Below are 16,240 nucleotides of genomic sequence, written 5' to 3'. Positions count from 1 at the left end.
CGATAATCGTTAACCAGGCGCTCTCCCCTTTTTTAAAGCGAATGCGCTGCGTCTTTTTTAGTGCTGTCATTTACAGGATTCCAGCGACTTTAATTTTCATAGTAGTTCAATCATTAGCTCGGTTATTTTTTTGCTGCGCCATGCTGGCCTCAACCTTGCAGTAGCAAGCTCTGGCTAATGGACCGGACAGATGAAAATTAGTAAGCGCGGGCGATCTCGCCTGCGACATTTCATCTTCATGATGGCCATGAGCTTGGTTGCGAACACTCCAGAATTCAAAGCGATGCATATGTACAATGTTCAGATGAAAAAGATGAAAAAAATGAGGTCACTTATGAAACTATGCGACAAATTAGCTCGAATTCTTGTTGGTAGGGTAAAATCCTGCGAAAAAGCGAGCATTCGTGAGAGTTAACAATCAAGCTCGATCTTAACGGCACCACCACGCAACCCCCTCCTTGAAAGCATGTACACTAAACAAAAACCTATTCCGCATCGGAAATGATCGGTCTAGATTGTTCGACGCCGTCACGCAGTAGCACCTCGGTCTCGGCGAGCTCAAGTTCACCTTCCAGAAAACGAAAGAAGAGGCACCGAGGAGTAAGATAATTCATGTCCATAACAGTAAGGACGTACAGGAGGTGCTCAATCTTCTGGCGATCCAGCCGTCCCAAAACCAAATCAAGATTTCGAATTCAAGTGCAAAAAATGGAGTTCATCCATACAATCGTCCAAGGAAACCCCTGCATTTTTAACAGGCCTGAAATGATTTGCTACATCACCAAAAAACATATCGGCTTCTGCGCGAGATAGATAGAGGGCAACTCTTCAGCCTGCTCGGTTGTCTTCCACCCTCATATGGTTTTGACACCATCCTGCAAATTCAGAAATAAGGGCAAGCAAAACCACTTTTGCGAGGTGCCGACCAGCACGACGCGCTCGGGTTAATTTTCTATGCAATGATTTTTCGACAAGAACTTTTGACTTCCAGATTAATAAAACTTAGTAAGAAGTGAAGAAGAAGCCAGGGAGCGCTCCCTGGCTTCTTCTCTAGATTCCTTAGTGTGATTGTGTATAGATTCGATACAAGATAACCGCTGCTTCTGCGCGAGTTAGGTTGCCCTTCGGATTCAAGGCGTTGTCACTGTTTCCTTGGAGTAAACCGACGCTAAGCAGATATGCCAAGCCTTCTCTTGCATATGACGCTGCCTTCGCACCGTCCTTGAAATCGTCGATTGACTTGGACGATACTTTCGGCAGCTTGTTCTGCCATTGATCAAGTGCACGCTTAATGATTACGGAAACATCTTCTCTCGAAGCTATCGGTGCATACGGTATCATGATCGTTACCGGCGCTTCGCTATTGCTCCATGCGATTGTTTTTTCGCCGGACACATGACAGATAGATCCAATACCGGACGATCGCCGACTTCATCGATTAGTTGTTGGCTCCATCCGTTCTTATCCGCTTGACTTGAACAAGGAGGTCGGAAGCTCTAACCCGTATCCGCCCGCATTCTGGATGCTGGATACTTGTACTTTAGTCTGATTTACCCCTTCAGCAGCGCGACTGAACGCATTGTCAATCTCGCTTTGAGTCAAGCTGGATTGCGCAATATTTAACCTGAAATTCATCGTTGAATCTGTGTTAACACTAACGTTCCCATCATTATCTACATTAACCTCTTTAGATGCTGGTGGTGCATAGTAACCTCCGTCTGGATTCTCTCCGCGTTTGTCGACGCCGGGGATTTTGTCAGTGATTTAATTAACTGTTGGTTTAACTCAGGTTCGGGCTCGGCTTTGGAGACACAATATAGATTTCACGGATTTGCGTGTTTCCTTTTGTGTCAACATAGACTTTATATTCGCCTACTTCATACGTACCTTTCGAGTTATTTTCGATAGAGAACGTTTTTTTGATGTCAATAAGCGAACCGTCGGAATATTTTTCCCTAACCATGATAATCAAGTTATTTCTATTACCGTTGAGTTTTTCTACGTAAGCCGTTGGCGTCGCGCCGATAACCGTGGCGGGAGGCGCAATTAACGCCATTAACTCTGTCTTAACTTTGCCGTCTGCCATAATAGTGACAAAGTTGCGAGCCATAGCGATATCGGCAGCTGATCCAGACTCGAGAGCCTCTGAAACGGCAGCCGTTGCCGAAGCTTCAAGCCTTTCATTGTATTCGCCTGTGTTTAGCAGATATAGATTTGTAAATAAATCCGAGCTCTTTAAGTGCCCACTAACGACTTCAAATGTGCCTCTGGTGCCGTCGGATTCACCCGGGCCGTCAGATTCATTGAGCATGACGGAAACTCCGATTCTACCGTTCGCGAGCAGCGATGTAGGATTATTATGAACAGTATTAAACGGAATTTTTAAATCGTAAATCGTCGTTTTCGTATCTTCATCTCTCGTAATCTTTGCCACGATATCCGTGATCGGAGCAGCCGGTGCATTGGCGCCTGTAGGACGTGTCCATGCCCATACGACTTCTTCGTCAGCATTGTTGAGCGTGAATCCGAATTCATTCCGTGTCGTACTGTTGGTTGCAGGATTGCGCAAATCAATGCCTAACTGCAAATTATCCTCTTTCCATATGTTTCCGCCCGTCTGGCTACTGAAGTGCACGTCGTCCGTAACGACAATGTACGCATATAAATTACTGTCGTCCCATGCGAAATGCGATTGTACGCTGAGGTCTTGCGGACCATCCCACGTTCCCATCGTTACATAATCTTCTGTGTCCATAACATATACCGGAGTTGCGGCACTCTTCGCCGGATTTTCCGCGCCGGCAGAGCTCACCTTTTCAGCGTAAGCCGAGTCAAATTTGGCCGTATAGGTGTATGCTTTGCCGTCTTCGAGTTGAAGCTTGAATGTGATCAGACCTGCAACATAATACGGTAAATCTACCGTTACGGATTCGCCTGCCGCAAGCGCGTTGAAATGGACTGGAGTGAAATCTTCAGCATATGCGGCCGGGGAAGCAATGGTTAATGTCCCAGGTGCAGAGGTTCTTCCTCCGACATTATACTTGAAGTTGAATTGTTGTTCAGCTCCGCTTTGCGTAATGCTATACACGAACGGTTCCGCCATTAAATCCGAGCCATAAATTCCGTACGGGTTGTTGGCTGGCGTGCTGTTTCTCAAACCGGACGCGTAATAGTTGTTGCTAAGTTCGATCGATGTGCCGCCGTCGCGCAGCTTTGCATACACATTATTATTCTGACCGTTCTTTGACGGCTGGAAGTAAGAGGAGTATACATTCGCTTTTCCGCCGTAGACGTCTATACCCGGGTTGTTGCCTGGCAGCTGAGTAAAGTTTCCTTGCTGGATACGAACGATACCGTTATTGACGATTGCTCCTGCTACGCTCGGGCTTCCCCAGAACGCGCTGTTGTACAGAACAAGTTCAGCGTCGGGGTGGATTTTTGCGGTATTAGGTACATCGCCCATTCTGACATACGCTCTGTCCGGCTCCGTCGCGATGTTCGTATTAACCAGCTCCGAGTTGATCGCGATGATTTTGGTGTGTTCGTCCGCGTCTTCCACATACAAAGAATACGCGCATCCGTCCGAGCCGTGACCGATCATCGTCAATTTTCCAGGGTATGCGAATTCACCGTTCCCCAAATCTCTTTTCAGGAAGTGTACGCCGTATACCGAACCGTAAACGAAATTGTTGAAAATCGTCTCGTCTTCCACATCGGAGAATTTGAGCGCACTGAGGTATCTTTGTACGAATCCGTACACATCGCCGGAAGGCGCCGTGTATCCTTGACCTCCAGGAAGTCTCAAAGCGTAATGCGGATTGAGTTGCATATTTCTAATAAATCCGCCTTCCGAGCCTCCCCCGACCCAGATGCCTGCTCTCAAGAGCGTACCGCCTAAATAATCGACATAGTGACCGTCGGTTTTATAGGAAGCGAGGTCTATACCTTTATCCCCGATCGGGATCGTTAAATTGATTGCATATACGCCTGCACCTTGTCCCTGTACCAAGAACGGAGTTTTTATCGTTTGGTCGGGACTGTTGAGGTTGACGCTGGTTATATTCGCTTGCGTAATGTTAAGTCCTCTGAGACCTGCGTGCGCCTCCAGCTGAATAAGAGAAGCTCCGTTTTCTCCCTGAGCGCCACCGGTGTAAGTCGTGAATATCGCCGTGCCGCCGCCTTGCGTATGGTGCTGAACGTCCCATGTCCCTCTGAGTTCAACACCTTCGGGAACGATGACAGGATTATTCAGTAAATATCTTCCACCCGGTAAATATACCGTGCCGCCGCTCTCTTTAATATAGTTAAGAGCTGCCTGCAATTGTACGGATATATCCACGTTCGGTGCGCTGCTTGTTAACGAGCGCGGTAAGTCAAGTCTAAGCACTGCGTTAGATGTCGATCTCGGATGCACGTCAATATCTGTTTTTACGTCTTTCGGAATAGGTTCAAACAGATATTCAACGTCATTAACGATTTGTACTGCGGTGTTAGTACCGTCAGCCTTAACGTCAAGATCAAGGTTATCGATGTGAGCGGCAAGGTCAGCGCTCTCGATGTTAAGGTTATAACCGGAATTCACCGATTTGAACGTTCCGAAGTTTGCTCCGAGATGTGCATGTTTGTCTGCCTGTTTGAAGTTGCTCTGACTGACTAATGCGTTGCCTCGATTGAGGAAGTTCAGCGCGTAATCGTCATATTCGTCGAACGTACTATCCTCGAACGATATAACACCGCCTCTGGCTTCGCTTACAATCGGACCTTTGAATGCAACTCCGTTGAATTGAACGGAAGTGTTGAACCGTTCGTTGAAATATGCTGCAGTGTCGCCGCCGAATTCCGAATTCGAGATCAGCAGACCGAAACCGTTAACGTTATCAATATAGATACCCGTTTGACTGTCTTCGATTTTCAATCCGTAGAACTGCGCGTTCGGAGCTTCATCGCCGCCCGGTTCTCTTCCGATCCACATCCCCGTCTTATACCCGGAAATGTTCAATCCCGATACGTATTCCCAGTCTGAGCGATGCATCATAAATCCGGTAGCGTTCACTCTTGTGTACGCTTTCGCGTCCGCTAGAGACGGTGCGCCGACAAGTCCTGAATTCGCCCAGTATTTCGGGTCAATGTTAACGTTCTCGATCCGTCCGATGTCCGTACAGGTGTGAATCACGATACCCTTGTAGAGTGCCGTTATATTGCTGTTCAGAACATAATGCATTTCGCTCGGCAGGGAGATGAATCCTCCCCAAGCGTTGACAAGAGTAACGTTATCCAGCGTCACGCTGTTTCCGGTTCTCTGATAGAACGTCCACGGATACGGAATGCCCTTAATTATTTCCGTTTCCCCAGTTTTCTGACCATCTTCGCCTCTCACTTCAACCTCGGTGTTCTGAGTTATATCCTGCTCGGGATACCATACTGAAAGGTTAGATGCACCTGTGCCTTGTTCCATGTCGATGAATCGATCGGACACGTTAGCGACTACTTTGCCGCCTGTCTGATTTTCTCTCGCGTCGGAGTCAACATACGTGTCATAATTGGCGCTACCCTTGCCGGCATATACTGCGAGAATGGTTCCGTCGATTTTTCCGTCGTAACCAGCCGCATCCGGGTTATCCCATTCGCCGCGGAGCTGTACGCCTGCCCGTAATTTTAATACTTGTTTATATTCGTAGGTCGTATTGCCGGTCGTGCTTTGAACGCTTACCGTGCCGGTCGTTTCCGTACGGAACGCATAGGTTCCCGCCGGAATATAGACTACGCCGCCGCCGTCATTATAAGCCGCGTCAATCGCCGCTTGGAAGGCCTCTCTGTTATCGACATTAACTAAGCCTTCCGTTGCTGCCATCGCTTCTGATTTCGCACCGAAAGCGAGTACGTTAAAGTCGGAGATCGCCCAATCCTTCGCGTCGTGTGTCTGAGCGATTGCCGTTCTCATGTAGCTTTCGTAATCGTATCTGTCCGGAACTGTCAACTCAAATATTTTAGTCTGGATGACAGGAGCGGCCACCGGACCTCTCTTGACCGTCGCCGTGAGCGTTACAGCACCGCCGCCGTCCGGACGGTTGGTCGGGATTACGCCTGCAGCGGTTATGCGAGTAGCGTCGTTTGTCGTCCATGTAATATCCGTCATGTTCTCGCCCATCAACGGAAGAACGAGATTCGTCGTCACATTACCCTCGGAAGCATTCACGCCTTTGATTAAATCCCATGTCAGCTTGTTGATCATATGACTTACTGCATCCCCGTCGGTTCCGGTACCCGTTCCGCGAACGACGATATTAAAGGTTTTAACAACCGATGCTGCCGTACCTTTGCTTATTGTCGCCGTGAGGGTTACGGCTTCATTGTTTTCTTGACGATCTACCTCGCCGGTGTTGCTGTTGATAACCGTGTTATTGGTAGATGTCCATACGATGTTCGTTCTCGTAGAACCCGCCGTAGCAAGCGTCAAATCGGTTTCAACCAGATCCTGTCTCGTATTCGTGCCCTTGATCGCGTCCCAAGTGAGCGCGTCCGAAGCAAGCTGTATCGCTTCTGCATCCGTTGGAGGAATTTCGGTTATTCGAATGCTCTGAATGATTGCTCCGGCTGTAGCGAACCGGAAATGCGCGCCTTGATTTTGTCTTCCTGTCTCAAAATTAGCTCCGTTCAGCACAACTTTGGAAGTTACCCAAGTGCTGCCGCTTCCTGTCGCCGGAATATTCGCTCCTCTATACGCATCAAACCCAGAGAAACTGCCGGGATAGATGGTATTATATTGTAACGAAATACCGTTGGTTGCGCTCGGTCTCCAGTAGGTGACCGCTAATTCGACCTTGTTTACTTGGTCAAGTCGAGGATCGTCTACAATGACGTAAATAAAGTCGCCAACCTTAGCAGCGTTTACACCGCTTTGTAGTGCGACCACCACTGGGCTACTGTCTCCGTCGAGGCTGATGCCGATGCCGTTGCCTTGAAGTTTGTTGCCCGATTGAACGAATGTGCTAGAATCGTTGAAGTCAATGAACACTTCAGCAAGTTCGTTGGCCGTACTGGCTACTGTCAAATTAAATGTTACATTAACTGGTGTTGCATTGCCTTTGGTTATTGTCGCTGTGAGTACTACAGTTTTGTCTTCTTCTCTATTCAATAAACGATTTACGCTTCCCGTGTTGCTTATTGCCGCATTGCCCGAAGACCATGCTACGTTAGTTGTTCCTAATGTTGTCGGAAGACTAAGTTGTGATTTTACATCGTTATTCGAAGTATTATTACCTTTAATCGTATCCCATGTCAGAGACGCCGCCGCTTCATTGACCAGTGTTTGTTCGTCAACAGACGTTACAGTAATTCTTGAAGATGCGCCGATGAAGTTGTAACCGCTGTCTGCTTTCGCGCGCGCGAATACATAGTAGGTGTCTGCTGAAGGTAATGTGGCAAATTGATGAGTATAAACATTATCGTTATTAATTCCATCCACCCAACCGGATGCGGGAGCGATCCCGTCTTCGCTTATTGCGAATTCCACAGCTTGCCCGCTAGCCGGTGTGTTCGCAGTTACTGTTTTTGTTGCTACGTCAAGTGCGGGAGTCGTTGACGGTGAAACCGGAACGCTTAACGTACTTTTCTGGAAACGCGGGTTTTTTATGAAAACGTCGGTGCTAGGGACACTAGGATCCCATTGCAGATGCATGGCCAGTCTGGTTACTTTGTCTAACCAGGCGTCATTGAAATTTCCGGCTACGGCACTTGTCGTCGATAACTTCGTATAAACCGTCGCCCATGTGCCCACCGCTGCAGTTGTGACCCCGCTTACATCAAGTTGGAGACGAGAATCGGTGTTAAACTTGTCACCAGCGGGATTACTGTCGCTTACGATGACGAGCCAGTTATTTCCTTGCATATTTTTAAAGCTCGCATTGGGAATGTACATCTCGAAAACGAGATAGCCGTCTTTGTAAGCGGATACATCTCTTAGAGGCGCCACGCTCGGCGTAAAGAGGTTATCCCAAGGCCCCCCGCCCATTGAGGTTCCGGTGTTTAAACTCCACGCTTTCTGTCCGTCCGGCGCATCGGCGTATGTCGCCATATTACCATCTGCACCTGCATTTACGGTCAAAAGAGATACGTCAGCTCCCCATGCCGCGCTTACTGTCACAGGCAGAGAAAACAAAGTAAGTAGCATCGCTGTCACAAGTAAAGATGCTAATAACCGTCTTTTTATCATTCTTAAATTTCCTCCATATATCATGTTTTTAGGTTTAGAAGAGATCCCATAACTCTTTAATGCGAATTTTCACATTCTTCACTGACCTTCCATGCTGCTTTCATCTTGATATGAACCCCTCATGTGAGGCCTGACAACACTTTCCCGCTTTTATGCTCGCCGCCGCATCACCTCTACTATTCCATTTGTCCTATCTTGTAAAAGCGCATCCGTCCACAATCGATCCGATGTTAGCGTTTTCACGAGCTCAAAAAAATAACAGGATTCAAAGAGCGATAAGCGTACGTGCAAATAACGTAATCTTACTTCTTTTAACCCTGTAATAATTTCCCCGAACACACTCTGTATATATTGTGGACTTATCTTATCATACGAGTGTTGCAATAGAGTTCCAATGAGGTAATCTTATCCTTTACGGGGGCAATATTACCTTAATGAACACAGACTACGAAATTAGCCACTACTACCCGGCACTATCTAATTATCAGGTAAACAAGATGCAAGGAGTTTCAAATTATTCAAAGAAAAGCGAGGCAAGTAAGTTATTGTCGTTCGTCCGCGACAATAACTTGTCCGATTGAAAACAAAAACCCGCGGTTTATGCGGGTTTGTATCGCTATGTTCTTGTCGTCCGACATTAGTTGAATCACGACATTAATAATAACACTAACTTCCAGGTAAGCAGATTACTCTCACCCTACTTTATGAAGGAAAAGTGCGTAAGCAGGCTGTTATTCGTGAAGCATCATACTCCAAGTTATCGAGATACAAAATACTTAACGTAGTACTCATTCAACGTTTTATCTTAAATCCAGCGACGCAACTATAGCAAAAACTTATTGGATGCAATGATCTTTTCAACCAAACTTGTGATCGGTTTATTCGGAAAATCCATGATGATCGTACCTATTCGCTTCGAAGTTACTTGATCCAAGTAACTATACATGTGGGAATTTAGACCTTCAATACCCGGGCTTCCTTCTGCTACCGTATATGGATAGGCGCCTGCCGATGTACCGGATGTGAAGTTAAGGTACCAGTCCTCAAGATTGCCTTTTTGAGCCTGATCCAATAGGGATTTCACATGATCCCATTTCTTACTGATTTGGAACACTGTTGGTACCTTATATTCATCTTGAATGCGAAGTACAGCACCTGGATTATTAATGGAAAACGTAGCATTATCACTCCAACTTGTCGCATCAATGCCCAACACAGCATTTGCACCAAATCGTCGGACTAAAACAACTTTACCCCGAACCTGATCCAAGGTTGGTATTGTGTCCCCGAGGTACCACATGGATTCATTACCTTCGAGATACCATCGAAACGTATCTTCAAAGCTCCTTGTATCATTTGCATCATCATATTCATGCTTAACAGACATAATAATCGTTTCTCTCGGATGCGCTTGCAGGAAACTTAGACAGACATCTCTGACTCCGCCTCCGAACATCAAGTGCTGGAACATGACGCCGTGGTGAATTGCGAACCTGTCTTCGATATGCCGACAGCGGATGTCAATAAAACGAATACCAGAATCCAGCTGTTCTCTGAGGCTCTGCGTTTGACAAATCGCCAGATCTCCGCCATACAGAGCACAAGTGTCGTGAGTGCCAGGAATGTTGAACTCAGACAGTTTACTGCTTCCCGACACTTTGTCCATCCAACCGTTTGTAGGGACGCGAATGGAAATCGTGATCTTGTTCCAATTATCACCGGATATTTGTGTCGCGATAAGCTTTCCTGCACTCTCTCCATCCATTCCTATCTCACGTTTATGATCATGACGAGCATCGTACTGATTGTTTCTGAAAGAAATATAATCGCCATTCTGGAATTCCACATGAAGCCTGTACCATGCCGAGCCTGCCCAATAATTGAGTTCTTCGCGCTCTTCTCTAGATGCATAGGATGCAAGGCTTACATTTTGAAAATTATGATCAGGCCGCGATCCCCCATCCCAATCATAGTTATCCGTTTCCGTCACCCAAATTCGTTTCATGTTAAGAGGGGTGTTATTAGTTAATCTCAAGTCAGTACGAATCGATGCCACTTCATCTTCCTCCTTTTATGCCATACGGCATTATGGGTTTATCCCATGGAGAAACATATGCGACTATTTGGAAGATAATGATTTATTTGGCAGCCCTAGCGCTGTTGCGATTCCTTTGTTTCTCGCATGAGATGAAACCGATAGCCATCCAATCTTGTAGCTTGGGGATTTTGGTGAAGAAAATAAAACCCCGCCGAGTAAGCGAGAACCTGGTAATCCATCTTTTTCCCGCACGCAAAGCGCAGATTGTTGATTTATATTTTTCTCTATTGCCTGAAAAAACTTTGGGTCATCTACCATCGGGCCAAAAAGATATTCGACTTCAGAAGCTAGTTCTAACCATCCGTTCAAGTCATCTTTTGTTGCGTTCACAACATTCATTACTAAACGCTCTTTCAGTTTCCAAGCACTTTTTTACAATGTAGTGCCACATATTGGGATTAAACTGCCCGTTTCTTCAATAGAAAAAAGGAGGCTGCCACGTGGCAAGCTCCTCCAGTTCGTACCCGTTTCTTCAACAAACGAAAAAGGAACTGCCGCGCGGCAAGATCCTCACTATCGTACTCCGTTAGCATTCCTGTAGAGCGTTAAATTACCGCTTTGCAAAAAAACGAGCGCCTCGGTACGATGGGAGTACGCAACGGGTCATAGCCCTTTAAATCCCATCATCTTAGGAGGACGCTCTACTATGAAGTCAATCCTCATCTGGTGGAAAAGAACAAGGAGAACCGCGACAATACGCCATCCAAGAGCGACAAAAAGGATGCTCTTGTCATTGCCGACATGGTCAAGAACGGCTACTACTCGGTTACTCGCAACACACCAGCAGCCTTTGAAGAACTACGTGTCTTTCTCTCCAATCGCAACTTCGTCGTAACGAGACTCGTTAGTGCGAAGAACCAAATCCACCGCTTTGTCGACGTGGTTTTCCCTGAGCTGCGGCAAGTCTTCACGAACATCATGTGCACAACCTCGTCTTTTTCCAACGCCCGAGGACATGTGTACCTTACAGCCCCAAGACGACGTACAAGGTTGGAAAACCCTTATGAAACGGCATGCTGGTGAGCGAAGGGCTCGAGCCCTTATCTCTCTTGCTCGTCGTTCTATTGGTTCTAAACAAGCCATACATGCCTACAAGTTTCACCTGAAGTAATTACTTGATGAGTAAGACCTTGCTTGTCTGCAGCTAGAAATGGTAGAGACGGAGATTGTTGCCATTTTAGAACGGATTCCATTTGCGAAATTTAGGCTTGCTGTTAAAGGGATCAGCGCCGTTTCACTGGCTGGTGTTTTAGGCGAGGCTGGGGATTTGAGCGGATTTGTTCACGGCAATGCCCTACTGCGTCATGCTGGCCTCAACCTTGCAGAAGCAAGCTCAGGCAAATGGACCGGACAAATGAAGATTAGCAAACGCAGACGATCTCGCCTCCGCCGTTTCATTTTCATGATGACCATGAGTTTGGTCATGAACAACCCGGAATTCCAAGCGATGCATGCATATAATGTGCAGGTGAAGAAGATAAAGAAAATGAGGTCCATTATGAAATTGTGTGGCAAGCTAGCGCTGAATACTTGTTGGAATGGCTCGCAGCGGTGAAGCCTACAACCCCTAAAACGTTGCCGACCCAGCTAGCCGCTTAATCGATACTGATTACCGTTACGTTGCACGAATTTTGGCTTATTCGCGGGATTTCAAAGAAAGCACGGCGTACCGGATGCATTAAACCAAAGGGCACCGACCCGTACCGTTAGCAAGGCCGGCCTCCACCCCTTGGACAGGCGTAACGAAGGAATGAGAGGGCATCGACCCGTTGAGACATGGGAGTGAAAACCTCCAGGGGCGGCGTGGAGAAGCTTGCAGGATATGGAAGGATATGGGGTCGTAAGCTCCCCCCTCTATTTCCTCACGCCTTCATGTTGTCCGGGTCTACCACGAGGGTTCTCTTACTATCTTTCTGTATTTTTGGCAAGGGTGAAATCCTGCGAATAAGCGAGCATTCGTGAGAATAGTAAATCGTACCGAGGGAGCTTAATGATTAAAGCCGCATCTCAGCAAACGTAATGGCAGTCTGGAACATGAAATGATTTATGTTTATAGCAATAGTGTTAAAAGTCTAAATGGATCAAGTGGATACAAACAATAAAAAAGATCGTATTCTATTACGCTAAACTAAATATAAATAAGTATAACTTACCGTGAGGACGGCCCATACTTCTGATGATTAATATTCAACATCCAAATGAAGGGAGTTACATAATGATTGAAATTAAAAAGGCGAATGAGTTGGGAGAAAGCACAAGAAAACAGATCAGTGAGATTTTTGTGGAAGGGTTTGGAGAACACCACACTTTTTTTTCAAAGGACAGAAGAAAGCTAGCCATAGCTTTCGAGCATATGTTTGTGCTAGACGTTTTTTACGTGGCGTTAGTCGATGGAGAAATAGCTGGAATAACAGCCTGTACAGATGGGAAAATTATGCCTATTGATCATAGTAAAAAAGAATTAAAGAATCATTTAGGTTTTTTGAAAGGAACATTTGCTTACATTGTGTTTAATCGAGAATTTCAAAAACCACCGATTGAAGTGGGTGAGAAAAGGGCATGGTTAGAATTCGTTGCAACTTCTGTTAAATACAGAGGTAAAGGTGTAGCAACTGCCATCATGAATCATATCTTTGTATTACCACAATATAATGAATACATTTTGGTTGTGGCCGATAACAACACAAATGCACTGAAAATGTATGAAAAGTTAGGTTACAAAGAGTTCAAACGAATCAAACACAAATACAGTAAGTACAGCGGAATTGATCATATGATATATATGGAATATAAATAAAATTTTTTATAAAAAAGAGTCACAGGCGATCATAGTTACTGAGGACAATAAAGACTGCTTAAGAGCCGAATTTTCTAACTTGCTTTCAGAATTAAACATCGAGAGCCTTGTTTTATGATCGTTGAAAATAATATAGCGGTATCTGTCTGTTTTAGTGCGAGAAGTACAGAAAAAGCTGCAGAAGCCAGTGTAGAGACGTTGAAAGATTACCGGTGCAAACAATCAGATCCCGAATCACATGTGATAATGTGGACGACAAGAAGGTTAGGGGCTCTATGAAAGGAACCCTTCAATCACCACGCTAACAACGAGTCATGGAGCAGCTGCCGCCGGCCAACTGCTCCATGATGTGTTGAATTATCGTAAACCGTTAGTTGAATGCCTGACATACGGTAATGGATGTATACGTTCGGTTCATATCCTCCTATTTTTTTAGGACTAGGGCATTGGAGTCAACAAATTGCTTGCTATATTATCTACCCATTTATAAGTAAAAACAGCCGCAAGTATTAAGGCCAAAATACATGCAGTTATCTTATTGACCTTTGGTATTATTTTAATAAAATTGTAAATAACGATACAGCAAAATGCGTTTACCATCAAAAATATGAGCACAGACCACATCACATTTATTCACCCTCTGTATAATTACCCTACACGAACGTATTACGAATTTCCTCTCTCGTAATCCGTTAGTTTAATCTAATAATGACGACTACTTTTAAAATATACCATCAATGTATTTACTCAACTCGTCTGTAACTTTAGGCTTCGTGAAATTATTGTATTCGTCGGGATGTACCGGAGTTGGGTTTATTTCAGCCGGACGATTGGACGCGCGATTTTCTACAAGATAGTCAGATGCGGATCCTCAAAGGACTCTCGTTGATCGATGACTTTCTATAGTATCCAAATGATGGATAACGCTGAACTAACGAGTACGTTAGTTGTGAAAAGGGCCGCCACGTGGCAGCCCAATCAAATTCAACTATTAATGCGGTAAGAAGATCTCTTTCGCAACTTTTATAGCGTTCAACACTTTAGGGAATCCCGTGTAAGGGGAGCATTGTAGTAGTGCCTCAATCGCTTCTTGTCTCGTTAGACCTACACGAATTGCGGCATTGAGATGAACATGCAACTGCGGCTCGCACCCACCTTGAGCAGTTAAGGCTCCTAACGTGACGAGTTGACGTTGTCTAGGATTCAATCCTGGGCGACTGTAGATTTCACCAAACGAAAATTCGATAATTTGTTCAGCTAACAGAGGAGCAATAGCGGCAAGTGAATCTACAACCTCTTCGCCATGTTTGCCATCGATTTCCTGAAGTTTTGCCAAGCCTCGTTCTCGCCGTTCTCCTATATTTTGTAGAAGCTCGTCCTCGATGTTTACTTCGATATTTTGTTCAGCAAAAAGTTGTTTTGCAACGCCAACGGCATTTAAAGCACGAGGAAAGCCGCAAAACGGAATGCAATGGGTAGCAATTTCTATAATTTCGTTCGGCGTGATCCCAACTTTTAAGCCGAAGTTCATGTGCCATTTGAGTTGATTTGGAGTATCGCCTAATGAAATTAACGCAGAGATCACGATCATTTCTCTTTGTTGATAGTTTAGTACGGGATTACTGAAAAGTTGCCCGAAAAATTCAATAATGTATCTACTGATGTGTGGGGATACGTCACTTAAACCATTAATGACTCCCTGAATACCTGCTTCATCAGTTTCTTGAAACAGTTTTTTTCCGTTTTCATATGATGAGTTCATTGCTCAGCTACCTCCAGTTGTTGGTTTTCTAATTCCCATTGACGGTAAATCTCTATTTTTTCGTTGATGACTTCATAATGTTCTTGAAGTCTCTCGATCTGTTCCACTAACTTTTTCTTGTGGGCTTCCAGCAGAATTCTCCTTTCTTTGGTTGTAGCGGAACCTTGTCTTCTCAAGTCAGCGATCTGTTGCATTTGCCGAATGGTCATTCCTGTCATTCGAAGCCTTACCAAAAAACGAATCCATGCTAGATCGTTTGCAGAATATTGGCGGCGACCGTTCGAACCCCTAGCTATCGCATGAATCAGACCATTTTTCTCATAGTAACGCAAGGTGTGTACGGTGATGTCAGTAAGGTTAGAAATGGCTTGAATGCTTAAATATTTTTCCATAGAGTAAGTTTACATCTTAGAGCGTGCTCTAAGTCAATAGAGGCACGATAAAACGATGCAAAGTCACTTTTTCACCTCCTTTAATAAATTTTGTAATATTTAACTGCATATAACTGCCCGGTAACTGAGGAAATAAAAAAACGTTGATGTGGAGTTAGACTTAATAATGGACACGGAGAACCGAGAGTGCGAAAAAAATGCATTCATAAGTGAGGTGTCCGGAGATGGCAAAGAAATTATTTGAATCATCGTGGAAGAAAAAGTACAAGGACCCAAATATTAGGATGGAGCTGGCCTTGTTCAAAACTTGTCGCCACATAAGTTGCGGCATTTCCTGCTGACTTGGCTCAAAAAGCAGGGCATCGATGACGCACTCATATAACCGTATTCCGGACATGAAAGCCGAAAGTCATTAGAAATCTATTCAAAGCTTGCAATCACCGATGCTCAGCAGGAATATAACGAGGTCATTAACAAATTTCGCATTTAATAACATCCACTTTGCCCTTGGTGACAGTTACGCTGGTACTACCCCTTATAACAAATCAGAAGGATAATGACATTTACAATGACAAAAATGATATTAAATCTAAATTTTTTCAAAACTCAGTCTCCAATCAATGCTTTTAATCTGGTATTGTCTGTGTCTGTTACTAGGTTAGGTGTTCCGATTAACTGACTTCCATTGACTAGAGCTCCTTTCATCACCTTATTTAGGAATGAAGCACATCTGTCTAATTTTTGGAAGCCTTAATATCTCTCCTCCCAATATTTAACGAAGTTGGAACGAAAATGTTGCATTGGCTTGCCAGTTAAATAAGAAGACGTCAGCCATTTTACCGGCTGCCGTCTCTTCGTGCTTATTGAGCTATCGTACCCGTTCGTATTATGAGGTCACCAGATCTTTCTGGTGGACCTCATTTTTATGTGGTCGTAAGATAGCCATAGCCGGGGATTGAACGTTCGTGCCCGTGGGACT

The 16,240-nt window shown here is 45.0% G+C and carries 7 protein-coding genes and 2 pseudogenes; 3 read left to right on the top strand and 6 right to left on the bottom strand.

Going from position 1 to position 16,240, the window contains the following annotated elements:
• Positions 1 to 130 precede the first annotated feature (130 nt).
• Positions 131 to 415 (top strand): annotated as a pseudogene (locus AC0YOA_RS37685) (transposase); the annotation flags it as partial.
• A 644-nt stretch (positions 416 to 1,059) separates the two neighbouring features.
• Here the strand turns inward: AC0YOA_RS37685 and AC0YOA_RS37680 are convergent.
• The 4 genes from AC0YOA_RS37680 to AC0YOA_RS37665 form a co-directional block, all read right to left on the bottom strand.
• Positions 1,060 to 1,395, bottom strand: coding sequence for an S-layer homology domain-containing protein (locus AC0YOA_RS37680; RefSeq protein WP_475790893.1), 336 nt, complete (start codon positions 1,393 to 1,395; stop codon positions 1,060 to 1,062).
• Positions 1,396 to 1,780: 385 nt separating this feature from the next.
• Positions 1,781 to 8,212, bottom strand: a complete 6,432-nt coding sequence (locus AC0YOA_RS37675) for an immunoglobulin-like domain-containing protein (RefSeq protein ID WP_475790892.1) — start codon at positions 8,210 to 8,212, stop codon at positions 1,781 to 1,783.
• 823 nt (positions 8,213 to 9,035) lie between these two features.
• Complete coding sequence (locus AC0YOA_RS37670; RefSeq protein ID WP_475790891.1) at positions 9,036 to 10,268, bottom strand: phosphatidylinositol-specific phospholipase C; 1,233 nt, start codon at positions 10,266 to 10,268, stop codon at positions 9,036 to 9,038.
• 63 nt (positions 10,269 to 10,331) lie between these two features.
• Positions 10,332 to 10,649, bottom strand: a complete 318-nt coding sequence (locus AC0YOA_RS37665) for a hypothetical protein (protein WP_475790890.1) — start codon at positions 10,647 to 10,649, stop codon at positions 10,332 to 10,334.
• A gap of 312 nt (positions 10,650 to 10,961) precedes the next feature.
• Between AC0YOA_RS37665 and AC0YOA_RS37660 the strand changes: the two are divergent.
• Positions 10,962 to 11,909 (top strand): annotated as a pseudogene (locus AC0YOA_RS37660) (transposase); the annotation flags it as partial.
• Between the two features lie 616 nt (positions 11,910 to 12,525).
• Positions 12,526 to 13,107 carry a GNAT family N-acetyltransferase gene (locus AC0YOA_RS37655; protein ID WP_475790889.1) on the top strand — a complete coding sequence of 194 codons (582 nt, stop codon included), beginning with the start codon at positions 12,526 to 12,528 and terminating at the stop codon, positions 13,105 to 13,107.
• A 991-nt stretch (positions 13,108 to 14,098) separates the two neighbouring features.
• Here the strand turns inward: AC0YOA_RS37655 and AC0YOA_RS37650 are convergent.
• Both AC0YOA_RS37650 and AC0YOA_RS37645 read right to left on the bottom strand, forming a co-directional pair.
• Positions 14,099 to 14,869, bottom strand: coding sequence for a carboxymuconolactone decarboxylase family protein (locus tag AC0YOA_RS37650; RefSeq protein ID WP_475790888.1), 771 nt, complete (start codon positions 14,867 to 14,869; stop codon positions 14,099 to 14,101).
• A complete protein-coding gene (locus AC0YOA_RS37645; protein WP_475790887.1) occupies positions 14,866 to 15,261 on the bottom strand; it encodes a MerR family transcriptional regulator in 396 nt (131 codons plus the stop codon). The genes AC0YOA_RS37650 and AC0YOA_RS37645 overlap by 4 nt, the downstream gene beginning before the upstream one ends.
• Positions 15,262 to 16,240 lie beyond the last annotated feature (979 nt).

It is taken from the genome of Paenibacillus sp. JT22N12, assembly GCF_056269365.1.
This window is presented reverse-complemented; position numbering and strand designations above follow the sequence as displayed.